Source organism: Rhizobium sp. Root1212 (genome assembly GCF_001424985.1).
Lineage (GTDB): Bacteria > Pseudomonadota > Alphaproteobacteria > Rhizobiales > Rhizobiaceae > Pararhizobium.
The window spans coordinates 187,837-211,197 of sequence record NZ_LMDA01000012.1 but is presented as its reverse complement, the minus strand read 5'-3'; the positions used below and the strand labels follow the sequence as shown (position 1 = coordinate 211,197).

The following is a 23,361-nucleotide window of genomic DNA, read 5'->3' as shown; positions in this document are numbered from 1 at the left end:
CCTTGCTCGTTAGCTGATGAGCCCTGGGCAGCTCTGTCCAGGCAAGCCGAACCCGCGGCATGAAAGGAGTTTTCAGATGGCTACAGGCCTTTTTTCCAGTTCCGCCAAAAAACGCAACGGATCGCTTCTCAACGTTTCGGTTGAAGATCAGCTGAGCGAAATCCGTGACGATATCGCTGCCCTCAGCAGCGTCCTGTCGAAACACGGCGCAAAGGCGTCAAGGGACGTACGCGCCAAAGCCGGCGATATTCGCGAGCATGCGGAAGCCGGGTTCGAAGACCTCCGGGAAAACCTGGAGCCCTTGCTCGCGGAACTGCGCGACCGCTATTCGGTTGCCGAGCGCCAGGTCCGCCAGGGCGTGCGCGAGCATCCGGTCGCCACCATCGGCGCGGCTGCGGCCCTCGGCCTGCTCTTTGCCGTTCTCATGCGCCGCCGCTGAGAAAACCTTTGGGACCGCCCTTCCCAAGGGCGGTTCAATCTATTGATTTTCCGCGCCGTCTTCTGCTTCAATCGAATCTGCCGAAGACCAAAGCCGAAAACCTTGGCGCACGCCTGAGGCGGCGCGATCTGGAGATGAAGAATGGGTTCTCTGGGGGCACTGCTCTCGACGCTGATCATGACGGATGTTGGCGTCACCGTTTCCCGCTACAAGCGCTATGGTCTTTATTGGGCGATCGCCGCCTTCCTGTTCCTGACGGCCTATATCTTCGCCCTTGTCGCCGGAACCCTCTATCTTGCAAAAGTCTATACGCCGCTCATCGCCGCAACCGCGATGGCCGCCGCGTTTCTCGTTCTCGGCTTGATCGTGCTGATCGCTCTGGCGGTCATGCGGGCCCGCGATCGGCGTATCGCCGCGGAGCGCCGGCGCCAGTCTCAGCTTCAGTCTGGCCTTCTTGCAGCAACAGCGCTTTCGCTTGTGCGCCAGCAGCCGCTGATGGCCGCGGGTGTCGCTGTGGCGCTCGGCGCCTTCCTCGGGCTGACGCGAAAAAAGACCGATAGCGACGACTGATTACAACGGCAGCCGCACCAGCGCCGTCAGACCCGCCGGCAAATATTGCACCTCGACGGAACTTCCCATCACCTTGTCCAGGCTGCGCTCGATCAGGATCGAGCCGAAGCCTTTGCGCTCCGGCTCGGAGACCGGCGGCCCGCCAACCTCCACCCAGGTCATGCGCAGCACGGTCATGCCGTCCTCGTGCAACCGGCGAGCGGTGATGATCACCTTACCGGTGCTGCGCGACAGCGACCCGTATTTGGCGGCGTTGGTCGCAAGCTCGTGCAGCACGAGGCCGAGGCCCACCGCCTGGTCCGGCCCGAGCAAAATCTCGTCCTTGTGGATTTCCACCTGTTTGTCGTAATCCCGCACATGCGGCGCGAGCTGCTTGTTGATCAGCGCCGAAAGCCGGATCGCCCCCCATTCGTGATCCGAGAGCAACCCGTGCGCCTCTGAAATCGCCTGAAGACGGCCGGCAAAGGCGGTCATGAACAGCTCGGGGTCGCTGGTGGTGCGCAGCGTCTGCCGCGCAAGCGATTGCAGCATGGCCAGCGTGTTCTTGACCCGGTGATTGAGTTCGCGCAGCAGAAGCCGCGTACGCTGGTTGGAGGCCTGCTCCTGCGTCACGTCGATATTGATGCCGAGAAAGACGGTCGGGCGTCCGAAAGCATCGCGCTCATGCACGCGCCCGCGCCCAAGCACCCAGCGGCCGCCCTTGGCGAGCCGGAAAACACCGTCATATTCCTCGTCGTTCGCCATCGCCGAACGCAGCCGCGCCAGCGCCGCCAGCCGGTCGTCCGGATGGATGGCGGCAAAGATGTCGCGGGCCTGGAGGGTGGTGGAAGGCTCGAACCCGAACATGCGCGTCATCGCCAGATTGCAGGAGATGCCGCCGCTGCGGATATTCCACAGCCAGCTACCGATATTGGCGGCATCCAGCGCCATCTCGTGCCGCTTCTCTTCACGGGAAATTTCGGCTTCCTTGAGGGCACGTTCGCGAGTTTCCTGCTTCAGCCGCATCAGCGACGACGCCAGATGCGCCAGATGGGCCAACTGTTCCACGGCATCCGCCCCGACCTCCGAGCGCGGCTCGACGTCGAAGACGCAGACCGTACCCACCGCCTCGCCGCCGATGAAGACCGGTGCGCCAGCATAAAAGCGCAGGAAAGGAGCGCCGACGACAAAGGGCTGCCCGGCAAAACGCGGATCGACCGCGGCGTCCTTGACGACGAGCGTCCCGCCCTCGGGCTGTTCGATTGCGTGGGCGCAGAAGGAGGTCGCGGCGGGCGCTGCGGTCTCATGGGTTCCGAAGGCGGCCTTGAACCACTGGTGCTGCTCGTCGAGCAAGGTCACCAACGCAATGGGAGCCTTGAAGAGCTTGGCCGCCAGAATGGTCAGCGCGTCGAAATCAGGGTCACGGGTCGCCATGTCGGGGACGAAACTCCTGAGCGCCTCGATCCGTGAAGGCGACGCGAGACCGCGATGCTCCGCCGCCTTCAATACCGTGAGTTCATCCGTCATCCCGTTCAATCCACCGGTTTTGCCGGCCCTGCTTTTCGCGATTTCTTATCCGGTCGTCCAGACCCTTGTGCACCATCGCCCATGCCGGCGCAACGCCGTTCCGGCTCCTGACGGTGTCAGGATACGAAAGCCCGCGAGGTCATCGGCGCAGAGGTGGCGTCAGGGCCATATTCCCCCTCACCCGAAATCTGCAGGATATCCTGCAGCCGCTGGCGGGCCCGGTTCACACGGCTCTTGATCGTGCCGAGCGCACAGCCGCAGATTTCGGCCGCTTCCTCGTAGGAAAACCCCGACGCGCCGACCAGAATGATCGCCTCGCGTTGATCCGGCGGCAGCATGTCGAGCGCCCGGCGGAAATCCTGCAGGTCGAGCGACCCGTACTGGGGCGGATGCTGGGCAAGCGATTCCGTGAAGTAGCCGTCGCTGTCCTGCACCTCGCGTCCGCGCTTGCGCATCTGGCTGTAAAGTTCGTTGCGAAGGATGGTGAAAAGCCATGCCTTCATGTTGGTGCCCATTTCAAAATGGTCCTGCTTGGCCCAGGCCTTCATGATCGTGTCCTGCACGAGGTCGTCGGCCCGGTCGTGCCGCCCGATCAGCGACATGGCAAAAGCGCGCAGGCTCGGCAAAGCCGCCAGCATTTCCCTTTTGAAACCTGATTCTTCAGCGTTCACGCGTTCACTCATTCTGCCACACTCGGAAGTGTTTGCCGTTCAACTGCGTCAAGCTTCTCGAGCAGGTCGAGAAATTTGTCCGGAATGGCCTCTTCCTGCACGGAAAGATAGAGCGCCCGCAGCTTCGCTGCAATCTGCGCATTTGGATCTTCTGCGGGAGGGGTTTTGTGTACCTCACGCGCTGCCCCGGCTCTGTCGTTCATAAAACTCACATGTTGTTGATGGTCATTCGAGCCGATAATGCGCGGTGAAAAAAAATGTTCCACAAGCGGAACTTTTTTTTTGACGATGCGTTTTTCCGCCGTCCTGGCCATTTAGAACCCAGGCCAGTTTGAGGGAGTATTTGCATGTCACTTTCTACCCGTATCGCTCCGTTGCTGCCCTATTTGCGGCGTTACTCGCGGGCATTGACGGGCTCGCAGACTTCGGGGGACGCCTATGTTGCCGCCGTTCTCGAAGCGCTGATCGCAGACGTCACCATTTTTCCGAACACCAGCAGCGACAGGGTTTCGCTGTTTCAACTCTATACCCGGCTGTTTGGTTCCGCCTCGGTGATGATCCCGGAGCCGGTTTCGCCCTTCGCCTGGGAAAAGCGCGCATCGATCAATCTTGCCTCGGTTTCGCCGCTCGCACGTCAGGCTTTCCTCCTCGTCTCGGTGGAAGGCTTCCGCACCGATGAGACCGCGGAAGTGCTGAGCACCACCGAGGAACACGTCAGCCGGCTTCTCGAACGCGCCTCCGAGGAAATCTCGCGTCAGGTCGCAACCGATATCATGATCATCGAGGACGAGCCGCTGATCGCTATCGACATCGAGCAGATGGTCGAAAGCCTCGGCCACCGCGTCACCGGCATCGCCCGCACCCGCGACGAGGCGGTAGCGCTGTTCAAGTCCACCCGGCCCTCGATGGTGCTTGCCGATATCCAGCTGGCGGACGGCAGCTCCGGCATCGACGCCGTGAACGAAATTCTCCAGAACACGGCGATCCCGGTAATCTTCATCACCGCCTTCCCGGAAAGGCTCCTGACCGGCGAACGGCCCGAACCGACCTTCCTCGTCACCAAGCCGTTCAACCCGGACATGGTCAAGGCCCTGATCAGTCAGGCACTGTTCTTCAACGAGTCGACCAAGGCCGCCGCCTGATATCAGGCGGTATTCCTTGCGCTCCATCGCGCCCAGCCGGATCGAACGCCGGCTGGGCGTTTTTGCATGCTGATGCAGGTTGAGGAGCCCCGAAAAAGATAACAGCCAGTGCCGGGGGAAGGCACTGGCTGATATCGACAACTCACCGAGGGGGCATGTGAGCTGATAGCCGGATTTTTTTGGGGTGTTCGCATTGGGGGCGATGCGAACCCTATCCGGACACCGCATTAACGGCGCCGCCGGAAAAAGGTTCCGGTGTTCGAAGAAAAAAGTAAAAAACTTTGAGAGGCCGGAAAGGCAGGATTACAAGGCTTCCAGCTCTGCCCGGTGGCGGTAGAGCGCCAGGAATTTCCGGTAGTCCCGCTCATAGACATCACGCTTTTGAGGGTCCGGCCGCCGCTCCTGCCCGCCGGGATACATCGCCTGACCTGCTGCCGACAGGTCACTGTAAAGACCGCCGGCCACCGCAGCCACCATGGCAGTGCCGAGCAGCACGGCGTCGCTCACATGCGGAACCACCACCCGGCAGCCCGTCGCGTCGCTGTAGAGTTCCATCAGCAGCGGGTTCCTCACATGGCCACCGGTGACGTGGAGTGTGTCGAGGTCGTAGCCCGCCTGCCGCATCATATCGAGGATATGGCGCACACCGAGCGCGATGGCGACGCAGGTGCGCCAGTAGAGCCTGCAAAGCGCATCGAAGGAGCTGTCGAGCGTCAGCCCGCTGATGACGCCGAGCGCATGCGGATCGGCCAGCGGCGAGCGGTTGCCGTGGAAATCCGGCAGTACATGCAGGCGGCTGGCGAAATCCTCGCCTTGCTCGGCGCGCATCTCCTGAATGCGCAGCACGATGCGAGCATGCACATCCGGGTTTGGATCGCCGCCGGCGCTGTGGCTGCGCACGACGTGATCGAGCAGCGCGCCGGTTGCCGACTGCCCACCTTCCACCAGCCAGGCGCCGGCAAAGCCCGCTTCGAAATAAGGCCCCCAGAGCCCGAAGCCCGGCTTCATCTCTGGAGAAAAGGCGACGATGCAGCTCGATGTGCCGGCAATCAGCGCCAGCCGCCGCTGCAGCGTGCCGGTATCGCCGGCAAAGCCGCCGAGCACGCCGATGGCGCCGGCATAGGCATCGATGAGACCGGTCGCGACCCGGCACTCCTCGTCAAGCCCCAGTTCCATCGCGGCGGCCGCCGTCAGCGTGCCGACGGACTGGCCGACCGCCGCCGTCTCCTGCGGCAGGCCGCCGCGCTCCAGCAGATCCTCAAGGCCGATCTCCTTCAGGAAGCCGGCATTCCAGCCGTTCTTCTCGTGGGCCAGATAGTTCCATTTGGCCGTCAGCGTGCAGCGCGAACGGGCCTGGCTGCCGGTCGCCCGCCACGACATGAAATCGGCGAGATCAAAGACGTAGCCGGTCTTTTTCCATTGCTCCGGCAGGTTCTTCTTCAGCCACATCAGCTTCGGCATTTCCATTTCCGGCGACATGACGCGGCCGGAATGGGCAAGGATCGGGTGGTTGGTCGCCGTGCAGGCATCGGCCTCGGCCAATGCCCGGTGATCGAGCCAGACGATCGTATCCCAGCGCGGATCGCCCTTGCGATTGACGGAGAGCGGCGCGCCCTCCCTGTCGCGCACGACGAGCGAGCAGGTCGCATCGAAGCCGATGGCGGCAATCGATGAGGCCGGCACATCCGCCTTCGCGCGCGCCGTCTTCACGGCGATGCAGGCGGCCTGCCAGATGTTCTCAGAATCGTGCTCGGCGTGGTTTTCTTCCGGCCGGTTCATGGCGATCGGGTAATCGGCGCGGGCCAGCAGCCTGCCGTGCCGGTCGAAGATACCGGCGCGGGCGCTGCCGGTCCCGATATCGACGGCAACAAGCAGATCGCGCATTAAGCGGTGTTCCCATCCCTTTGTTCTTGGTGAACAAAGTGGATCAAATCACGCATCTCGTCAAACACCACGTCCGGCTTGAGGCACAGCAGGGAATTGCGATGACGTTCGCTTTTGGCATGGGATGCGCCGGTATAGGCAAAAACCCGCATGCCCGCAGCCTTCGCCGCCTGAACACCGGCCGGGCTGTCTTCGATCACGATGCAGGCCTCGGGCTCGACGCCCATGCTGGCGGCCGCGTGCAGGAAGAGATCGGGCGCCGGCTTGCCGTTTTCGACCATGCTGGCGCTGAAGATATGCGGCTCCAGCCTGTCGATCAGCCCGGTGATGGTCAGCGACAGGCGGATGCGCTCCGGCTGGCTGGACGAGGCGACACAGCGCGCCACATCGAGTTCGTCCAGCGCCTCGGCGATGCCCGGCACCGGCTGCAATTCCGCGCGAAAACGCCGATAGAGATCAAGCCGCATCTGCTCGAGAAAACGGTCGTCGACGGCAAGACCGTAATCGTCATGCAGGATCGCCGACATGCTTTTCAGGCTTTTGCCGAGGAATTTCTCCGTCGCCTCCTCGGCATCCATCTCGACGCCGGCATTGCCGAGAATGCCGACCAGCACCTCGAGCGACAAGGGCTCGCTGTCGACCAGCACGCCATCACAATCGAAGATCACCAGCTTGGGTACGGTCATCAAACAGCCCCTCGCGTCATGGCGCCCCAAACCGGAGCAGCCACAAGGTTACGCAGGGGGCGAGGCGTCATGATGTCAATCCCCAAGCTTTCCGTCGAGATAGAGCTGCAGGGTCGCCCGCGTGCCCTTGCCCCGGAGCGTTTGCAGCGCATGTGCGAAACGCCTCCGGAACAGATCGGATGTGGCAACTTCGCCGAAGATATCCGAAAGCGCAAGGAAGGCCTCGGGATTATCCTTCGCTTTCAGGGCGGCTTCCTGCAACCGGTCGGCACTGGCATCGTTGAAGGTGATCGGCTTGCCGCTATCGGTCGTTCCTTCGAAGTAACGGCACCACAGCGCCGACACCAGCGCCAGGCCAACGACATCCTCGCCGCGCTTCAGCCGGTCGGCTGTCGAGGGCAGGATGAATTTCGGCTGGCGGTTGGAGCCGTCCTGTGCAAGGCGCGGGATAGTGTCGCCGATCTTGGGATTGAACAGGCGCTTTTCCACGAGCTTGAAATAGTCGTGCAGGTTGGTGTCCGGCACCGGCGGCACGATCGGGATGATTTCGTCATGCTCCAGCTTGTCGAGGAAAGCCTGAATGATCGGCTCCTCCATCGCTTCATGGACGAAGTGGATATCGAGCAGGGCCGCCGGATAGGCAATCGCCGCATGGCCGCCATTGAGGATACGGATCTTCATATGCTCATAGGGTGCGACATCGGCCACGAACTGGACGCCGACATCCTCCAGCGCCGGTCGTCCGGCCGTGAACTTGTCCTCCAGTACCCACTGCTTGAACTCTTCGCAGAACACCGGCCAGTTGTCGTCGATGCCATAATCGGAAGCGGCGATGCCGATCTCGCGCGGACCGGTCGCGGGCGTGATGCGGTCGACCATGCCGTTCGGGAAGGCGACATTGGCGTCGATCCAGTCGGCCAGCCCCGGATCGGACAGGCGGGCAAGGCCGGAAACGGCGGCGTGGGTCACTTCGCCATTGCCGGGAATGTTGTCGCAGGACATGACCGTGAACGGCACGACGCCCGCTTGCTTGCGCGCCTTCAGGCCGGCGATGATCAGCCCGAAGACCGTCTTCGGCGCCGACGGGTTTTCTGCATCCGCAACGATCGCCGGGTGCTTCGGGTTGAAGAGACCCGAAGCAGGATCGATGAAATAACCACCTTCGGTGATGGTCAGCGACACGATACGGATCGCCGGATCGGCAAGCCGGGCGATGGTCGCGTCCGGATTGCCGGGGCTCAAATAATCGATCATCGGGCCGGTGACACGGGCGGCGCTCTTGTTGTTGTCCTGCTCGACCACGGTCGTCAGGTAATCCTGCTCGGCAAGCTTTGCACGCATCGTCTCGTCGGACGGCAGTACGCCGGCGCCGACAATCGCCCAGTCATGGCCCTTGCCCGTGTTGAACAGATCGTCGAGATAGATCGCCTGATGGGCGCGATGGAAATTGCCGACGCCGAAATGCACGATGCCGGCCTTGAGATCGGACCGTTCATAGGCGGGAACGGCGGCGGTCTCCTTGATGGCGCTAAGATTGGCGAGCGAAAGTTTCGTGGTCATGTCATCTTCCTTTCGATGAGCCTCAGCTCATCCAGTTGCCGCCATCGACATTGTAGGTCTGGGCCACGACGTATTCGCTCTCGGCTGAGGCGAGGAAAATCGCCATGCCCGTCAGGTCTTCCGCCGTGCCCATGCGTCCGAAGGGCACTTCCTCGCCGACGAGCCTTTTCTTCTCGCCGCGCGGCCGGTTCTCGTATTTGGCAAACAGCGCATCGACCCCGTCCCAGTGCTCGCCATCGACGACGCCCGGTGCCATCGCATTGACGTTGATGCCGTGCTTGATGAGGTTGAGGCCCGCCGACTGGGTGAGGCTGATGACCGCCGCCTTGGTGGCGCAATAGACCGCAACCAAGGCTTCCCCACGCCGCCCGGCCTGGCTTGCCATGTTGATGATCTTGCCGCCGCGCCCTTGCGCGATCATCTGTTTCGCCGCCGCCTGCATCGTAAACAGGGTGCCCGCGACGTTGATCGAAAACAGCCGGTCGTAGCTCTCGCGGGTGATCTCGACGATCGGGGCGAGATCGAAGAGAGCGGCATTGTTGACGAGGATGTCGAGCCCCCCGGCCTTGGCGACGACCGCTGAGATAGCTGCATCGATCGAGACCTGATCGGTCACATCCATCTCCACGGCATAGGCCGAGAGGCCGAGTTCATCGGCCGTCGCCTTTGCCCGCGCAAGATTGATGTCGGCGATCGCCACCGTTGCCCCTTCGCGGATATAGGCTTGCGCGAAGGCGCGACCGATCCCGCGCGCCGATCCCGTGATCAGCGCGTTCTTTCCCTGAAGCCGTTTCATCGGATTGCCATTCCTTTTTCATCGAAGCGGTGCACGCGCCCTTCGTCGGGCGAGAGGTAGACGGTGTCGCCATGCTCGGCGCCGAAATCGCCGCCGACGCGGGCCGTCACCTGACCCATGCCCTCGGTCTTGATATGCAGGAAGGTATCGGCACCCAGATGTTCCGCCACACTTACCGTGCCCTTCCAGGTTCCACCTTCCCTCGAGAGACGTAGATGTTCCGGCCGGATGCCGATGGTGTGCGCTCCATAGGGCTGCGAAATAGCGCCCGTGGCGAAATTCATGCGCGGCGAGCCGATGAAGCCCGCGACGAAGAGGTTGTTCGGCTTGTGATAGAGATCGAGCGGCGAGCCCACCTGTTCGACATTACCGGCGTTCAAGACGACGATCTTGTCGGCCATGGTCATGGCTTCCACCTGGTCGTGGGTGACGTAGATCATCGTCGTCTTCAGCTGGTTGTGCAGTTCGCTGATTTCGAGCCGCATCGTGCCGCGCAGCGCCGCGTCGAGGTTCGACAGGGGCTCGTCGAAAAGAAAAGCGGATGGTTCGCGCACGATCGCACGGCCGATGGCGACACGCTGGCGCTGACCACCCGAAAGCTGTCCCGGACGGCGTTCGAGATAATTGGTGAGATTGAGGATGCGGGCGGCATCCGCCACTTTCTTCTCGATGACGGCAGGATCGGTCTTCGCCATCTTCAGCGGGAAGGCGATATTGTTCTTCACGGTCATGTGCGGATAGAGCGCGTAGGACTGGAAGACCATGGCAAGCCCGCGTTTTGCCGGTGCCGCTTCCGTTACGTCCTTGCCGTCGATCTCGATCTTGCCGCTTGAGACATCCTCAAGGCCGGCGATCATGCGCAGAAGCGTCGACTTGCCGCAGCCCGAGGGGCCGACGAAGACGACAAACTCCCCGTCTTCTATATTGAGGTCGATGCCCGGAATGACCGTGGTCGCACCGAAAGACTTGTTGACTTTTCTCAGCTTGATATTGCCCATGTTTCGCTCCCGCTTGTCTTGTTCTTGCTCACTTCACGGCGCCGAAGGTCAGGCCGCGCACGAGCTGCTTTTGTGAAAACCATCCCATGATCAGGATGGGGGCGATGGCGAGCGTCGAGGCCGCCGAGAGCTTGGCCCAGAACAGGCCTTGCGGACTTGAGAAGGACGCGATGAAGGCCGTGAGCGGCGCCGCGTTGGTGGTCGTCAGGCGGATGGTCCAGAAGGCTTCGTTCCACGCCAGGATGATGTTGAGCAGAAGCGTGGAGGCGATGCCCGGAACCGCCATCGGCGTCAGCACGTGGACGATTTCGTTCCAGAGGGAGGCCCCGTCCATCCGCGCGGCTTCGAGAATCTCGCCCGGAATTTCGCGGAAGTAGGTGTAGAGCATCCAGACGACGATCGGCAGGTTGATCATCGTCAGCATCACGGTCAGGCCAAACCGGTTGTCGAGCAGGCCGAAGTCACGGAACAACAGGTAGATCGGCACCAGCACGGCGACCGCAGGCATCATCTTGGTCGACAGCATCCACATCAGGATGTCCTTGGTCTTCTTGGTCGGCGAAAACGCCATCGACCAGGCCGCCGGCACCGAGATGATCAGGGCCAATAGCGTCGAGCCCACCGAGATGATCACCGAGTTCAGGAAGAACTTGAAGTAGTTGCTCTGCGCCTGCACGGCCGCATAGCTCTCGATGGTGCCCGACGGGATCAGGTTGAAGCCCTGGATCGCCTCGGTCTCGGATTTGAACGAGGTGATGATCGTATAGAGGATCGGGAAGAAGATCAGGAGCGCGACGATCCAGGCGACGATCGTGAAGAACACTGTTCTTCTCTTTGAAACTGCACGAGCCATGGTTCTGCCTCCTTACTTGTCGAGGTTCTTGCCGACCGCACGCATCAGGAAAAATGCGACGATATTGGCGAGGATGACTGCGATGATGCCGCCGGCCGAAGCGCCGCCGACGTCGTAGCCGAGAAGTGCTGTGCGGTAGATCAGGAACGGCAGGTTGGTGGATGCGTAGCCCGGTCCGCCGTTGGTGGTGACGAGGATTTCGGCATAGACGCCCAGCAGGAAGATCGTCTGGATCAGGATGACGACCGTGATCGAGCGGGCGAGATGCGGCACCGTCAGGTAGATGAAGCGATTGACGAAGCCGGCGCCGTCCATCTCGGCTGCTTCCTTCTGCTCGCCGTCGAGCGATTGCAGCGCGGTGAGCAGAATGAGCGTCGCAAAGGGCAGCCACTGCCAGGCGACGATAATGACGATCGACAACAGCGGATATTGCCCGAACCAGTCGACCGGCTGAAAGCCGAGAAAGCGGCTAATATCGGCAAAGACGCCGTATTGCGGGTGCATGATCATGTTCTTCCACACCAGCGCCGCGACCGGCGGCATGACGAAGAACGGCGAGATCACGAGAATACGAACAAGCCCCTGCCCCCACATCGGCTGGTCGAGCAGCAGCGCGATCGCGATACCGCCGATGACGGTGATGGCGAGCACGCCGACGACGATGACCAGCGTGTTCCAGATCGACTGGAAGAAGGCCGGGTCAGTGTAAAAGAACTGATAGTTGAACAGCCCGGCCCAGCTGACATTGCCCGGATTGAGCAGATTGTAATTCTGGAAGGAGAACCACAGCGTCATCGCCAGCGGTACGATCATCCAGATCAGGAGAAGCCCGACCGATGGGGCCATCATCCAGCGTGCCAGCGCACGGGTATTATGTGTCGCCATTGCAATGTCCCTCCCACTGTTTCCAGGTTATCGAAGGCCCCTCCCCAACCCTCCCCACAAGGGGGAGGGAGTTGATCGAGGATGCCGAGCCTCTGCCGCCAGCCTTGCTCCGTAGACTCCCTCCCCTTGCGGGGGAGGTCTGGGGAGGGGTTTTTCGCAGCAACCCTGATTTCATTATCGGATCGAAAACCCCGGCGTCATTAACGCCTTGCCGTGAAAGCTCACGCCGATGACGCCGGGTTCAGCGGCGATCCGGAGAGCACCCGGATCGCCTTTCCTTGGGAAGGAACCTTACTTGATGTAGCCGCCGCGGGTCATTTCGCGGGTGGCGGCCGTCTGGGCCTGCGCCAGCGCATCGTCAACCGACATCTGACCGGCAAGCGCCGCCGAGAACAGCTGTCCGACCGTCGTGCCGAGACCCTGGAATTCCGGGATCGCGACGAACTGGACACCGACATACGGCACCGGCTTGACGGACGGGTTCTTCGGGTCGGCGGCGTTGATGCTATCAAGCGTCATCTTGGCGAACGGAGCCGCCTTCTGGTACTCGGGGTTGTTGTAGAGCGAGGTGCGCGTGCCCGGAGGAACGTTTGCCCAGCCTTCCTTCTCGGCTACCAGATCGAGATAGTGCTTGGACGTTGCCCAGGACACGAACTTCTCGGCGGATGCCGCCTTCTGGGTACCTGCCGGGATGGCGAGGTTCCAGGCCCACAGCCAGTTACCGCGCTTGCCGAGACCGGTGTCCGGGGCGAGGGCGAAACCGACCTTATCGGCCACGGTCGAATCCTTCGGGTTGGTTACGAAGGACGCAGCCACCGTGGCATCGATCCACATGCCGCACTTGCCCTGCTGGAAGAGCGCCAGGTTTTCGTTGAAGCCGTTGGACGAAGCGCCCTGCGGGCCGGCGTCGTTCATCAGCTTCACATACATATCGAGCGTGTTCTTCCACTCCGGCTGATCGAACTGGGGCTTCCAGTTTTCATCGAACCAGCGGGCGCCGAAAGCGTTGGACGTGGCGGTCAGGAACGCCATGTTCTCGCCCCAGCCGGCCTTGCCGCGAAGGCAGATGCCGTTGATGTCGTTGGCACGGTCCGTCATCTTGCGGGCCGCTTCGTTGATGAACTCCCAGGTCGGGGCATCAGGCATGGTGAGCCCGGCCTTTTCCATCAGATCCTTGCGGTACATCACCATGGAGCTTTCGCCGTAGAACGGGGCAGCATAAAGCTTGCCGTCGTCACCGGTCAGGCCCGAACGGATGGCCGGGAGCAGATCGTCGACGTCGTAGTCGGCGCCGAGATTGTCGAGCGGCAGGAGCCAGCCCTGCTTGGCCCAGATCGGAACTTCATAGGTGCCGATGGTCAGGACGTCATACTGGCCACCCTTGGTGGCGATGTCGGTGGTGACGCGCTCACGCAGCACGTTTTCTTCAAGGGTAACCCACTCCAGCTGAATATCCGGGTTCGCCTTGGTAAAGTCTTCGGTCAGGCCCTGCATGCGGACCATGTCGCCATTGTTCACCGTCGCAATGGTGAGGGTCTCGGCCTGGGCCAGACCTGCAAAGACGACTGCCGAGCAGGCGCTCAGCAACAAAGTTTTCAATTTCATATTCTTCCTCCCAGAAGAGTTATGAGCATTTGCCTCGCTCAAGGGCAATTACTCACAAATAGGCGAAATTTGTCAATCGCCATTCGTTGCTGCAGCGCCGAAGGCAATGGACAAGCCGCTGTTTAAAAAGGAAGATTTATTTCGGGCAAAAGCTCATTGATTGAGCAAAAACGACGCAGTCGATTCGTCAGTGATCAGACCGTTGATGATCCGGCCCTTCAGCGCGGCCGCAAGAGCTGCCCGCTTGCGCTCGCCCTTGGCCATGCCGATCACCGCCGCCGTGTCACGCGACGGCAGGGGAACGGAGGCGACGCGCTCGTTGATGCTGCCTTCCAGCAGCTTGCCGTCATGGTCGAACATCCAGCCGCAGATCTCGCCGGCGGCCCCCTCGGCCATCAGCTTCAGCATCTCGTCCTTCGCCAGGAAGCCGTCCTCGCAGATCGGCGCCTTGTCGCCGAGTTCGCCGACGCCGACGAAGGCGACATTGGCCTCGGCGCCGAGTTGCAGCGCCGACTTCACCAGGAGCTGATTGTGCAGCAGCGCCCGCTCCTCGGCCGAGGAGACGAGAACCGGCAAAGGCATCGGGAAATGCCGCGCCTTCACCGCATCGGCCATGGAGAAGATGACGTTGTAATAGGCGGCCGACCCGTCGAGCCCGATATTGCCGGTCAGCGACACGATGCGGTGCTGCGGACAGTCCATCGCCGGCAGCTGGTCGATCGCCGCCTTCAGCGTTCGCCCGGTGCCGATGGCCAGGACCAGCGGCTCGGCCGATTTCAGCCAGCGCTCGATTTCCGCCGCCCCCGCCTCGGCGATGCCGACCGTGGTCGAAGACGAGCCGGGGTCGCTCGGTACAACATCCACATGGCGCAGATCGTATTTTTCACGAAGGCGCTGGCCAAGCTCCAGACAGGCGGCGATCGGGTGGTCGAGCCGCACCTTGATCAGCCGTTCGGCCATGGCGAGGGACACCAGCCGCTGTGCCGACTGGCGCGAAATGCCCATCGTCGCGGCGATCTCGTCCTGCGTCCGGCCGGCCACGTAATAGAGCCAGCCAGCGCGTGCGGCATCGTCCAGTTTGTTGTTTGCTTCCGCCCTGCGCGCCATGTTTTTCTCCTTCCCCAGGTGCTGCCATTTTTTAGGCGCTCCTGTCAAACGAACGATGCGCGCGCTTCCCCTCGCCTCTGGCCCAACCCCTTGCGGCACGGCATTTTCAAGCATTTTGATCTGCGAATTTTTACCGTTTGATAAAAAAATTTTCCGTGTTACCGTTTCAACATCCTGAGGCATTGACATTTGGGAGCAATAAAATGGGAACGACTGAAAACGGCATTGTCGGCGGGCGGCTCGATCAGGCCGATTACGTCCGGAATTTTGCCGATCTGCATCCACCGCTGGATGACCACGAGGCGCTGGTCGCCTCCGACCGCTGCTACTTCTGCTACGACGCGCCCTGCATGACGGCCTGTCCCACCTCCATCGATATTCCGCTGTTCATCCGGCAGATATCGACGGGCAATCCGATCGGCTCGGCCAACACCATCTTCGACCAGAACATTCTGGGCGGCATGTGCGCCCGCGTCTGTCCCACCGAAACGCTCTGCGAGCAGGCCTGCGTGCGCAACACCGCCGAGCAACGCCCCGTGGAGATCGGCCGGCTGCAGCGTTATGCCACCGACATCGCCATGCGCGACAATCACCAGTTCTATCAGCGCGCCGAACCGACCGGCAAATCGATCGCCGTCGTCGGCGCCGGCCCAGCCGGCCTCGCCTGCGCCCACCGCCTTGCGGTGAAGGGCCATGACGTCGTGCTTTACGATGCCCGCGAAAAGGCCGGTGGCCTCAACGAATATGGCATCGCCACCTACAAATCGACCGACAACTTCGCCCAGAAGGAAGTCGATTACGTGCTGTCGATCGGCGGCATCGACTGTCGCAACGGCCAGATGCTGGGCCGTGATTTCAGCATTTCGGACTTGCTCGAAAAGCATGATGCCGTATTCCTCGGCCTCGGCCTCTCCGGCGTCAATGCACTGCGGGCCGAAGGCGAAACTCTGGCCGGCGTCGATGATGCCGTCGATTTCATCGCCGCGCTTCGCCAGTCTGAAACCAAGGCGGATGTAGCCGTCGGCCGCCGTGTCGTCGTCATCGGCGGCGGCATGACCGCGATCGACGCCGCCGTGCAGGCCAAGCTTCTCGGCGCCGAGGAAGTGACGATCTGCTATCGCCGCGGCAAGGAGCATATGAACGCTTCCGAATTCGAGCAGGATCTAGCCGCGGCCAAGGGCGTCTCGATCCGCCACTGGCTGCAGCCGAAACGCATCCTTGCCCGTGACGGCAAGGTCGCCGGCATCGAGCTCGACTACACCACCCTGGCTGACGGCCGTCTCGTCACGACCGGCGAAAGCGGTGCCATCGTCGCCGACCAGATTCTGAAGGCCATCGGCCAGACCTTTGAGGCCGACGGCCTCGGCACCGTCGCCCTTGAGGGCGGCCGGATCGCGGTCGATGCGGAAGGCCGCACCTCCATGAACGGTGTCTGGGCCGGCGGCGACTGCATCGTCGGCGGCGAGGACCTGACCGTTTCGGCCGTCGCCAACGGTCGTGATGCCGCAGAATCGATCCACCGCGCATTGATGGCTGCCACGCAGCCCGTCACTGCCGTCGCCTGAAGGGAGGAATGAGCTATGGCTGACCTGCGCAACAATTTCGTCGGCATCAAATCGCCGAACCCCTTCTGGCTCGCCTCGGCACCGCCGACCGACAAAGCCTACAATGTCGAGCGCGCCTTCAAGGCCGGCTGGGGCGGCGTCGTCTGGAAGACGCTGGGCGAGGAAGGCCCGCCCGTCGTCAACGTCAATGGCCCGCGCTACGGCGCGATCTGGGGCGCCGACCGCCGCCTGCTCGGCTTGAACAATATCGAGCTGATCACCGACCGCGACCTATACACCAACCTGCGCGAAATGAAGCAGGTGAAGATGAACTGGCCGGACCGCGCCCTGATCGCCTCGATCATGGTGCCCTGCGAGGAGGAAAGCTGGAAGGCGATCCTGCCGTTGGTCGAGGAAACCGGCGCCGACGGCATCGAACTCAACTTCGGCTGTCCGCACGGCATGTCGGAACGCGGCATGGGTGCCGCGGTCGGGCAGGTGCCGGAATATATCGAGATGGTCGTGCGCTGGTGCAAGCAATACACCCGCATGCCGGTCATCACCAAGCTGACGCCCAACATCACCGATATCCGCAAACCCGCCCGCGCCGCCAAGGCCGGCGGTACCGACGCCGTGTCGCTGATCAACACGATCAACTCGATCGTGTCCGTCGATCTCGACAACTTCGCCCCGAACCCGACGGTCGGCGGCAAGGGCACCCACGGCGGCTATTGCGGCCCGGCTGTGAAGCCGATCGCGCTCAACATGGTCGCCGAGATCGCCCGCGATCCGGAGACTTACGGCCTGCCGATCTCCGGCATCGGCGGTATCACGACGTGGCGCGATGCGGCGGAATTCCTGGCGCTCGGGGCCGGCAACGTGCAGGTCTGCACTGCCGCCATGACCTACGGTTTCAAGATCGTACAGGAGATGATCACCGGCCTCTCCAACTGGATGGACACAAAGGGTCACCGCAGCCTCGACGACATCTGCGGCCGCGCCGTTCCGAACGTCACCGACTGGCAGTACCTGAACCTCAACTACATCGCCAAGGCCCATATCGATCAGGATGCCTGCATCAAATGCGGCCGCTGCCACATCGCCTGCGAGGATACCTCGCATCAGGCGATCACCCAGTTCGTCGATGGCGTCAGGCACTTCGAGGTGATGGAGGACGAATGCGTCGGCTGCAATCTCTGCGTCAACGTCTGCCCGGTCGAAAACTGCATCACCATGGTCGGGCTTGAGCCCGGCACGCTCGACGAGCGCACCGGCAAGATCGTCGATCCGAACTACGCCAACTGGACGACGCATCCGAACAACCCGATGGCCCGCCAGGCCGCGGAATAAGAGGCTTCGGTTTCGCCAAGATGAGGGTTTTTGCCCCTCACCCTACCCCTCTCCCCGCACGCGGGGCGAGGGGATGACGGAGGTTGCCGCTTCTTCCTTTTCCCCGTTTTACGGGGAGAAGGTGGCCGACAAGCCGGATGAGGGGCGGAACTTGCTCGGAGTGCGCAGCGAATTTCCCCTCCACGAACACGCATTCATCACGAAAACGAGACGATGCGTCTACAAAACAGGCATTGTCGCGCGGAGCGAACTCGTCAATAAGGAGTTTAAGAAGAAACGCACAAACGCGCGGAAACGCTCTTGAAATTGAAAACGGAAATTCCCCGCAAACGGCTGCACCTGATCACAGGTGTCTGTCTCGGGCTGTTTCTGCTTACCCATTTCCTCAATCACGCGCTCGGCCTCATCTCAGTCGATGCCATGGAGAAGGGCCGCACGCTCTTCAACATCCTCTGGCGCAACTGGCTCGGCACGGTCCTGCTCTACGGCTCGCTGCTGACCCATTTCGTGCTGGCGCTCGAAAGCATCTATGGCCGCCAAACCCTGCGCATGCCGCCGCGCGAGGCGCTGAAGATCGTCTTCGGCCTCGCTTTGCCCTTCATGCTGGTGCCGCATGTGGTGGGCACCCGCATCGAATGGATGCTCTCCGGCTATGCCGCCAGCTATTACGAGGTGCTGCCCAATCTCTGGGCGCGTCCGCCCGATGCCGTGCGCCAGTCGGTCGCGCTTGTCTTTGCCTGGACCCACGGCTGTCTCGGCTTCTGGTTCTGGATGCGCGGCCGGGCCTGGTACCCGCGCTATCAGCTTCTGCTTTACACCGTGGCACTGCTCGTGCCGGTGCTGGCCTTGCTCGGCTTTTCGGTCGGTGCACGCTCGCTCGGCCAGCCCTCCCACGCCTGGTTCATGCAGGACCGGGCGGATTTTGCCCTGCTGAGCGATATCCGCTTCTGGATCTATGCCACGCTCTTCGGTTCGGTCGGCGGCACGCTGCTCCTGCGCGCCCTGCCCGCCAACGGCAAAATCCGCGTCAGCTACCCGGATGGCCGCAGCATCTCGGTCGCACGCGGCTTCACCCTGCTCGAAACCAGCCGCGCCGCCGGCATTCCGCATATCTCGGTCTGCGGCGGCCGTGGCCGCTGTTCCACCTGCCGCGTGCGCATTCTCGAAGGGATGGAAGGCTTGCCCGCCCCCGGTGAGGCCGAGCGCAATACGCTCGCCCGTATCAAGGCGCCGGAAAACGTGCGCCTCGCCTGCCAGCTTCGTCCCAACCACAATGTGTCCATCGCCCCCGTGCTCGGCGCCGATAATGTCGGCGTTTCCTCTGGTCCGAATGCCGAGGAAGCCGCCGGCCGCGAACGCCGCATCGCCGTGCTCTTCTGCGACCTGCGCGACTTCACCCGGCTGTCGCAGCAGCAGCTTCCCTTCGACACCGTTTTCCTGCTCAACCGCTATTTCGAGATGATCGGGGAAGCTGTGGAAAGCGCTGGTGGCGTCGTCGACAAGTTCATCGGCGATGGCGCTCTTGCGATCTTCGGCCTCAACACCGGCATCGAAACGGCCTGCCAGCAGGCCTTGAACGCCACCACCCGGATCGCCCGCAACGTCGAAGTTCTCAACCGCAATTTCATGAGCGAACTGGATCAGCCCCTGCGCATCGCCATGGGCATGCATGCCGGGCCGGCGATCATCGGCCAGATCGGCTACGGCCGCGCCTCGTCGCTGACGGCGGTCGGCGATACGATCAATGCCGCAAGCCGGCTCGAGGGTTTCGCCAAGGAATATGACGCGCAACTCGCGGTCTCGGCCGACCTGGTGCGCTATGCCGGCCTGCCGCTCTCCGGCCATGAGAGCTACCATATCGCCATCCGCGGCCGCGCCGGCACGCTCGAAACGTTGATCGTCTACAAGGCGGAGGAATTCGAGCCTCTGCTGGCCGAAAAGGCCGCCAGCCCGCCGGCTGCGAGCCAGAACGGAGCGATACCGTCGCGCCCCGAGAAAAGCCCGGAAAAATCAGGTCGCTGACGGCTCCTGCGCCACCGCGAGACCGCCGATGAACAACTGCTCCAGAAAGCGCGCCGCATCCTCGAAGCGCCCTTCTCCCGAATGGGCTTCACCGAGCACGGCCTTAACCTGCACGTCGAAATCGGCATAATGCTGGGTGGTCGACCAGATCGCGAAGATCAGGTGGTAAGGATCGCATTTGGCGATCTTGCCCGCCCGCGCCCAGGAGCGGATGACTTCGGCCTTCTCGTCCACCAGTGCCTTCAAAGGCCCTGTCAGCTCGTCCTCGATATGGGGCGCACCCTGCAGCACTTCGTTGGCGAACAGCCGGCTTTCGCGCGGAAAATCCCGCGCCATCTCCAACTTGCGGCGGATATAGCTGCGGATTTCCGACGCCGGGTTTCCCTCCGCATCGAATTCCCGGAGCGGATCGAGCCACGTGTCCAGCACCCGGTCGATCAGCGCCCGGTGCATCGTCTCCTTGGTGCGAAAATAATAGAGCAGGTTCGGCTTCGACATGCCCGCCACGTCGGCGATCTGGTCGATGGTGCTGCCGCGAAAACCGTGAGTCGCGAAAACCTCGAGTGCTGCCTCGAGGATCTGCTCTTCCTTTTCTTCCTGAATGCGGGTTCGCCGTTGTGTTCTGGCAGCCCTCGGAAGTACCATCTTTCCCCCTGCTTCACCGCGATCCGAAAGAAGCCGATTTTTCCATTTTCCGTCTTGAGTGCGGCAATGGAAGTTGTAATGTTTACCAACCGGTCAAATTATCAGTCAGTTCACATATAAAGGCAACGACTGATCGAAGGGCGATCCAAAAAACAGCCCCGATTTGATCAACGGGAACTGCGGGACGCGCAAGGCGCATCCCTTGAAAAACTGATGAGGAGTTGAGCCATGGCAGCAGCGCCGGGCGAGAACATGCGCGTCAATGCCGACCGCCTGTGGGACAGCCTTATGGACATGGCGAAGATCGGCCCCGGCATAGCCGGCGGCAACAATCGCCAGACCCTGACCGACGAGGACGGCGAAGGCCGCCACCTTTTCCAGAAGTGGTGCGAGGACGCGGGCCTCACCATGGGCGTCGATCGGATGGGCACCATGTTCGCCACCCGTCCGGGCACCGACCCGGATGCGCTGCCCGTCTATGTCGGCAGCCATCTCGACACCCAGCCGACCGGCGGCAAATATGACGGCGTGCTCGGCGTGCTCGGCGCGCTGGAAGTCGTGCGCACCATGAACGATCTCGGAATCAAGACGAAGCACCCGATCGTCGTCACCAACTGGGCAAACGAGGAAGGCGCGCGTTTCGCCCCCGCCATGCTCGCCTCCGGCGTTTTTGCCGGCGTGCATACGCTCGATTACGCCTACGGGCGCAAGGACCCCGAGGGCAAGACCTATGGCGATGAGCTGAAGCGCATCGGCTGGCTGGGCCACGAAGAAGTCGGCGCGCGAAAAATGCACGCCTATTTCGAATATCACATCGAACAAGGTCCGATCCTCGAAGCCGAAGACAAGCAGATCGGCGTGGTGACGCACTGTCAGGGTCTGTGGTGGTTGGAATTCACCCTGACCGGCCGCGAAGCCCATACCGGCTCGACGCCGATGAACATGCGCGTCAATGCCGGTCTTGCCATGTCGCGCATCATCGAGATGGTGCAGGATGTCGCCATGGGCGAACAGCCGGGCGCCGTCGGCGGCGTCGGCCAGGTGTTCTTCTCGCCGAATTCCCGCAATGTCCTGCCGGGCAAGGTAGTGTTCACGGTCGACATCCGCTCGCCGGACAAGGCCAAGCTCGACCGCATGCGGGCGAAAATCGAGGCCGAGGCGCCGAAGATCACAGAAGCGCTCGGGGTCGGCTGTTCCATCGAGGCCATCGGCCATTTTGCGCCGGTGACCTTCGATCCGACACTGGTAACCGCCGTCCGAACCGCCGCCGAAAAGCTCGGCTACAGCCACATGAACCTCATCTCCGGCGCCGGCCACGACGCCTGCTGGGCCGCCAAGGTGGCGCCCGCAACGATGGTCATGTGCCCTTGCGTCGGGGGCCTCAGCCACAACGAAGCGGAAGACATCTCCAAGGAATGGGCCGCCGCCGGTTGCGACGTGCTGTTCCATGCGGTCGTGGAGACGGCGGGGATCGTGGAATGAGGGAACGGCGCGATAATCGCGCCGTTCCCGACCCTGTTTTGTCCGACGACATCTACATGCGCGGTGAACGCCATCTGCCTATGGCCGGCCAGCGCCAGTGAAGAACAAAAGGGAGCAGTCATGACCACCACAGTCATCAAGGGCGGAACGATCGTCACGGCGGACCTGACCTACAAAGCGGACGTCAAGATCGAAGGCGACAAGATCGTCGAGATCGGCCCGAACCTTTCGGGCGACACGACGCTGGACGCCACCGGCTGTTATGTCATGCCCGGCGGCATCGATCCGCATGTGCATCTCGAAATGCCCTTCATGGGCACCTATTCCTCCGACGATTTCGAAAGCGGTACCCGCGCCGGTCTGGCCGGCGGCACGACCATGGTGGTCGATTTCTGTCTGCCCGACCCCGGCCAGTCGCTGCTCGACGCGCTGAAACGCTGGGACAACAAATCGACCCGCGCCAATTGCGACTATTCCTTCCATATGTCTGTGACGTGGTGGGGCGAGCAGGTCTTCAACGACATGAAGACCGTCGTGCAGGAGAAGGGCATCAACACCTTCAAGCACTTCATGGCCTACAAGGGCGCGCTGATGGTGAACGACGACGAGATGTTCGCCTCGTTCCAGCGTTGCGCCGAGCTTGGCGCACTGCCCCTCGTCCACGCCGAAAATGGCGACGTCGTCGCCGCCATGCAGCAGAAGCTGATGGATGAAGGCAATAACGGCCCCGAAGGCCACGCCTATTCGCGCCCCGCCTCCGTCGAGGGCGAGGCCACCAACCGCGCCATCATCATCGCCGACATGGCCCGCGTGCCGCTCTATGTCGTCCACACCTCCTGCGAACAGGCGCATGAAGCCATCCGCCGCGCCCGGCAGAACGGCATGCGCGTCTATGGCGAGCCTCTGATCCAGCATCTGACGCTGGATGAGACGGAATATTTCAACAAGGACTGGGACCATGCCGCCCGCCGCGTGATGTCGCCGCCCTTCCGCAACAAGCAGCATCAGGACAGCCTCTGGGCGGGCTTGTCCTCAGGTTCGCTGCAAGTGGTCGCGACCGATCACTGCGCTTTTACCACCGAGCAGAAGCGGACGGGTGCGGGCGATTTCCGCAAAATCCCCAACGGCACCGGCGGCCTCGAAGACCGCATGCCGATGCTTTGGACCTATGGTGTGGCGACGGGCCGCATCACCATGAACGAGTTCGTGGCCGTCACTTCCACCAACATCGCCAAGATTCTCAACGTCTATCCGCGCAAGGGCGCTATCCTTGTCGGTGCCGATGCCGATATCGTCGTCTGGGACCCGAAGCGCTCCAAGACCATCTCCGCCAAGAGCCAGCAATCGGCGATCGACTATAATGTCTTTGAGGGCAAGCAGGTGACCGGCCTGCCGCGCTACACCCTCACCCGTGGCGTGGTCGCCATCGAAGACGGCACGGTCAAGACGCAGGAAGGCCACGGCAAGTTCGTTTCCCGCGAGCCCTTCGCCGCCGTCAACAAGGCGCTTTCCACCTGGAAGGAACTCACGGCACCGCGCAAGGTGGAACGGTCAGGCATTCCGGCGAGCGGGGTGTGAAACCCCGAATGCCATTACCACCGCGTCCCGCGCCCGAA

General features: G+C 62.2%; 21 protein-coding genes. 8 read left to right on the top strand and 13 right to left on the bottom strand.

All coding sequences use genetic code 11. The features are described 5' to 3' along the window. The first annotated feature begins 76 nt into the window (after positions 1-76). A complete protein-coding gene (locus ASC86_RS13075) occupies positions 77-439 on the top strand; it encodes a DUF883 family protein (RefSeq protein WP_056321565.1) in 363 nt (120 codons plus the stop codon). A 141-nt stretch (positions 440-580) separates the two neighbouring features. After that, positions 581-1,009: a hypothetical protein gene (locus tag ASC86_RS13070; RefSeq protein WP_056321562.1), complete on the top strand. Its 429-nt coding sequence runs from the start codon at positions 581-583 to the stop codon at positions 1,007-1,009. On the opposite strand, the gene ASC86_RS13065 is transcribed toward ASC86_RS13070, so the two are convergent. From ASC86_RS13065 to ASC86_RS13055, 3 genes are all read right to left on the bottom strand, one after another. Next, positions 1,010-2,515, bottom strand: coding sequence for an HWE histidine kinase domain-containing protein (locus ASC86_RS13065; RefSeq protein ID WP_056321560.1), 1,506 nt, complete (start codon positions 2,513-2,515; stop codon positions 1,010-1,012). It abuts the gene before it with no gap. A gap of 116 nt (positions 2,516-2,631) precedes the next feature. Further along, on the bottom strand, positions 2,632-3,198 hold the full coding sequence (locus ASC86_RS13060) for an RNA polymerase sigma factor (protein ID WP_056321557.1): 567 nt from the start codon (positions 3,196-3,198) through the stop codon (positions 2,632-2,634). After that, positions 3,195-3,389 carry a NepR family anti-sigma factor gene (locus tag ASC86_RS13055; RefSeq protein WP_056322569.1) on the bottom strand — a complete coding sequence of 65 codons (195 nt, stop codon included), beginning with the start codon at positions 3,387-3,389 and terminating at the stop codon, positions 3,195-3,197. Before ASC86_RS13055 ends, ASC86_RS13060 begins: the two co-directional genes overlap by 4 nt. Before the next feature lie 144 nt (positions 3,390-3,533). Between ASC86_RS13055 and ASC86_RS13050 the strand changes: the two genes are divergently transcribed. Next, positions 3,534-4,328, top strand: coding sequence for a response regulator (locus ASC86_RS13050; protein ID WP_056321553.1), 795 nt, complete (start codon positions 3,534-3,536; stop codon positions 4,326-4,328). Between the two features lie 303 nt (positions 4,329-4,631). On the opposite strand, the gene ASC86_RS13045 is transcribed toward ASC86_RS13050, so the two are convergent. The 9 genes from ASC86_RS13045 to ASC86_RS13005 all read right to left on the bottom strand — a co-directional run bounded on the left by ASC86_RS13045 (position 4,632) and on the right by ASC86_RS13005 (position 14,702). Then, positions 4,632-6,212, bottom strand: a complete 1,581-nt coding sequence (locus ASC86_RS13045) for an FGGY-family carbohydrate kinase (RefSeq protein ID WP_056321551.1) — start codon at positions 6,210-6,212, stop codon at positions 4,632-4,634. Then, complete coding sequence (locus ASC86_RS13040) at positions 6,212-6,898, bottom strand: HAD family hydrolase (protein WP_056321548.1); 687 nt, start codon at positions 6,896-6,898, stop codon at positions 6,212-6,214. The genes ASC86_RS13045 and ASC86_RS13040 overlap by 1 nt, the downstream gene beginning before the upstream one ends. A 75-nt stretch (positions 6,899-6,973) precedes the next feature. Beyond that, positions 6,974-8,458 carry a mannitol dehydrogenase family protein gene (locus tag ASC86_RS13035; RefSeq protein ID WP_056321547.1) on the bottom strand — a complete coding sequence of 495 codons (1,485 nt, stop codon included), beginning with the start codon at positions 8,456-8,458 and terminating at the stop codon, positions 6,974-6,976. 22 nt (positions 8,459-8,480) lie between these two features. Beyond that, a complete protein-coding gene (locus tag ASC86_RS13030) occupies positions 8,481-9,254 on the bottom strand; it encodes an L-iditol 2-dehydrogenase (protein WP_056321544.1) in 774 nt (257 codons plus the stop codon). Then, positions 9,251-10,252: an ABC transporter ATP-binding protein gene (locus tag ASC86_RS13025; protein ID WP_056321542.1), complete on the bottom strand. Its 1,002-nt coding sequence runs from the start codon at positions 10,250-10,252 to the stop codon at positions 9,251-9,253. The genes ASC86_RS13030 and ASC86_RS13025 overlap by 4 nt, the downstream gene beginning before the upstream one ends. 28 nt (positions 10,253-10,280) lie before the next feature. After that, positions 10,281-11,105: a carbohydrate ABC transporter permease gene (locus ASC86_RS13020; protein ID WP_056321539.1), complete on the bottom strand. Its 825-nt coding sequence runs from the start codon at positions 11,103-11,105 to the stop codon at positions 10,281-10,283. Between the two features lie 12 nt (positions 11,106-11,117). Beyond that, entirely contained in the window at positions 11,118-11,990 is an 873-nt protein-coding gene (locus ASC86_RS13015; protein ID WP_056321537.1) for a sugar ABC transporter permease, read from the bottom strand. A gap of 291 nt (positions 11,991-12,281) precedes the next feature. Further along, complete coding sequence (locus ASC86_RS13010; protein WP_056321534.1) at positions 12,282-13,595, bottom strand: sugar ABC transporter substrate-binding protein; 1,314 nt, start codon at positions 13,593-13,595, stop codon at positions 12,282-12,284. 153 nt (positions 13,596-13,748) lie between these two features. After that, a complete protein-coding gene (locus tag ASC86_RS13005; protein WP_056321531.1) occupies positions 13,749-14,702 on the bottom strand; it encodes a sugar-binding transcriptional regulator in 954 nt (317 codons plus the stop codon). A 203-nt stretch (positions 14,703-14,905) separates the two neighbouring features. Between ASC86_RS13005 and ASC86_RS13000 the strand changes: the two genes are divergently transcribed. The 3 genes from ASC86_RS13000 to ASC86_RS12985 all read left to right on the top strand — a co-directional run bounded on the left by ASC86_RS13000 (position 14,906) and on the right by ASC86_RS12985 (position 19,618). Next, positions 14,906-16,267 (top strand): NAD(P)-dependent oxidoreductase, encoded by a 1,362-nt coding sequence (locus ASC86_RS13000; RefSeq protein ID WP_056321529.1) that lies wholly within the window; start codon positions 14,906-14,908, stop codon positions 16,265-16,267. Positions 16,268-16,282: 15 nt separating this feature from the next. Further along, positions 16,283-17,596 (top strand): NAD-dependent dihydropyrimidine dehydrogenase subunit PreA, encoded by a 1,314-nt coding sequence (preA, locus tag ASC86_RS12995; protein ID WP_056321528.1) that lies wholly within the window; start codon positions 16,283-16,285, stop codon positions 17,594-17,596. Between the two features lie 300 nt (positions 17,597-17,896). Next, entirely contained in the window at positions 17,897-19,618 is a 1,722-nt protein-coding gene (locus tag ASC86_RS12985) for an adenylate/guanylate cyclase domain-containing protein (protein ID WP_082510171.1), read from the top strand. Here the strand turns inward: ASC86_RS12985 and ASC86_RS12980 are convergent. Continuing rightward, positions 19,607-20,263 (bottom strand): TetR family transcriptional regulator C-terminal domain-containing protein, encoded by a 657-nt coding sequence (locus ASC86_RS12980; protein ID WP_056321523.1) that lies wholly within the window; start codon positions 20,261-20,263, stop codon positions 19,607-19,609. The two genes, ASC86_RS12985 and ASC86_RS12980, sit on opposite strands and share 12 nt — an antisense overlap. Positions 20,264-20,491: 228 nt before the next feature. Here ASC86_RS12980 and ASC86_RS12975 point away from each other — a divergent pair, with 228 nt between their 5' ends. Together ASC86_RS12975 and hydA are read left to right on the top strand one after the other, a co-directional pair. Further along, positions 20,492-21,745 (top strand): Zn-dependent hydrolase, encoded by a 1,254-nt coding sequence (locus ASC86_RS12975; RefSeq protein ID WP_056321518.1) that lies wholly within the window; start codon positions 20,492-20,494, stop codon positions 21,743-21,745. 120 nt (positions 21,746-21,865) lie between these two features. After that, a complete protein-coding gene (hydA, locus tag ASC86_RS12970) occupies positions 21,866-23,323 on the top strand; it encodes a dihydropyrimidinase (protein ID WP_056321512.1) in 1,458 nt (485 codons plus the stop codon). The last annotated feature ends 38 nt before the right edge of the window (positions 23,324-23,361 follow it).

Excerpts from the sequence above, each read along its gene's own strand:
- ASC86_RS13035 (WP_056321547.1), bottom strand. The coding sequence starts at position 8,458 with ATGACCACGAAACTTTCGCTCGCCAATCTTAGCGCCATCAAGGAGACC.
- ASC86_RS13060 (WP_056321557.1), bottom strand. The coding sequence starts at position 3,198 with ATGAGTGAACGCGTGAACGCTGAAGAATCAGGTTTCAAAAGGGAAATG.
- ASC86_RS13010 (WP_056321534.1), bottom strand. The coding sequence starts at position 13,595 with ATGAAATTGAAAACTTTGTTGCTGAGCGCCTGCTCGGCAGTCGTCTTT.
- ASC86_RS13005 (WP_056321531.1), bottom strand. The coding sequence starts at position 14,702 with ATGGCGCGCAGGGCGGAAGCAAACAACAAACTGGACGATGCCGCACGC.
- ASC86_RS13040 (WP_056321548.1), bottom strand. The coding sequence starts at position 6,898 with ATGACCGTACCCAAGCTGGTGATCTTCGATTGTGATGGCGTGCTGGTC.
- ASC86_RS13020 (WP_056321539.1), bottom strand. The coding sequence starts at position 11,105 with ATGGCTCGTGCAGTTTCAAAGAGAAGAACAGTGTTCTTCACGATCGTC.
- preA (WP_056321528.1), top strand. The coding sequence starts at position 16,283 with ATGGCTGACCTGCGCAACAATTTCGTCGGCATCAAATCGCCGAACCCC.
- ASC86_RS13025 (WP_056321542.1), bottom strand. The coding sequence starts at position 10,252 with ATGGGCAATATCAAGCTGAGAAAAGTCAACAAGTCTTTCGGTGCGACC.
- ASC86_RS12975 (WP_056321518.1), top strand. The coding sequence starts at position 20,492 with ATGGCAGCAGCGCCGGGCGAGAACATGCGCGTCAATGCCGACCGCCTG.
- ASC86_RS13000 (WP_056321529.1), top strand. The coding sequence starts at position 14,906 with ATGGGAACGACTGAAAACGGCATTGTCGGCGGGCGGCTCGATCAGGCC.
- ASC86_RS13055 (WP_056322569.1), bottom strand. The coding sequence starts at position 3,389 with ATGAACGACAGAGCCGGGGCAGCGCGTGAGGTACACAAAACCCCTCCC.
- ASC86_RS13015 (WP_056321537.1), bottom strand. The coding sequence starts at position 11,990 with ATGGCGACACATAATACCCGTGCGCTGGCACGCTGGATGATGGCCCCA.
- ASC86_RS13050 (WP_056321553.1), top strand. The coding sequence starts at position 3,534 with ATGTCACTTTCTACCCGTATCGCTCCGTTGCTGCCCTATTTGCGGCGT.
- ASC86_RS13065 (WP_056321560.1), bottom strand. The coding sequence starts at position 2,515 with ATGACGGATGAACTCACGGTATTGAAGGCGGCGGAGCATCGCGGTCTC.
- ASC86_RS12980 (WP_056321523.1), bottom strand. The coding sequence starts at position 20,263 with ATGGTACTTCCGAGGGCTGCCAGAACACAACGGCGAACCCGCATTCAG.
- ASC86_RS13030 (WP_056321544.1), bottom strand. The coding sequence starts at position 9,254 with ATGAAACGGCTTCAGGGAAAGAACGCGCTGATCACGGGATCGGCGCGC.
- hydA (WP_056321512.1), top strand. The coding sequence starts at position 21,866 with ATGACCACCACAGTCATCAAGGGCGGAACGATCGTCACGGCGGACCTG.
- ASC86_RS13045 (WP_056321551.1), bottom strand. The coding sequence starts at position 6,212 with ATGCGCGATCTGCTTGTTGCCGTCGATATCGGGACCGGCAGCGCCCGC.
- ASC86_RS13070 (WP_056321562.1), top strand. The coding sequence starts at position 581 with ATGGGTTCTCTGGGGGCACTGCTCTCGACGCTGATCATGACGGATGTT.
- ASC86_RS13075 (WP_056321565.1), top strand. The coding sequence starts at position 77 with ATGGCTACAGGCCTTTTTTCCAGTTCCGCCAAAAAACGCAACGGATCG.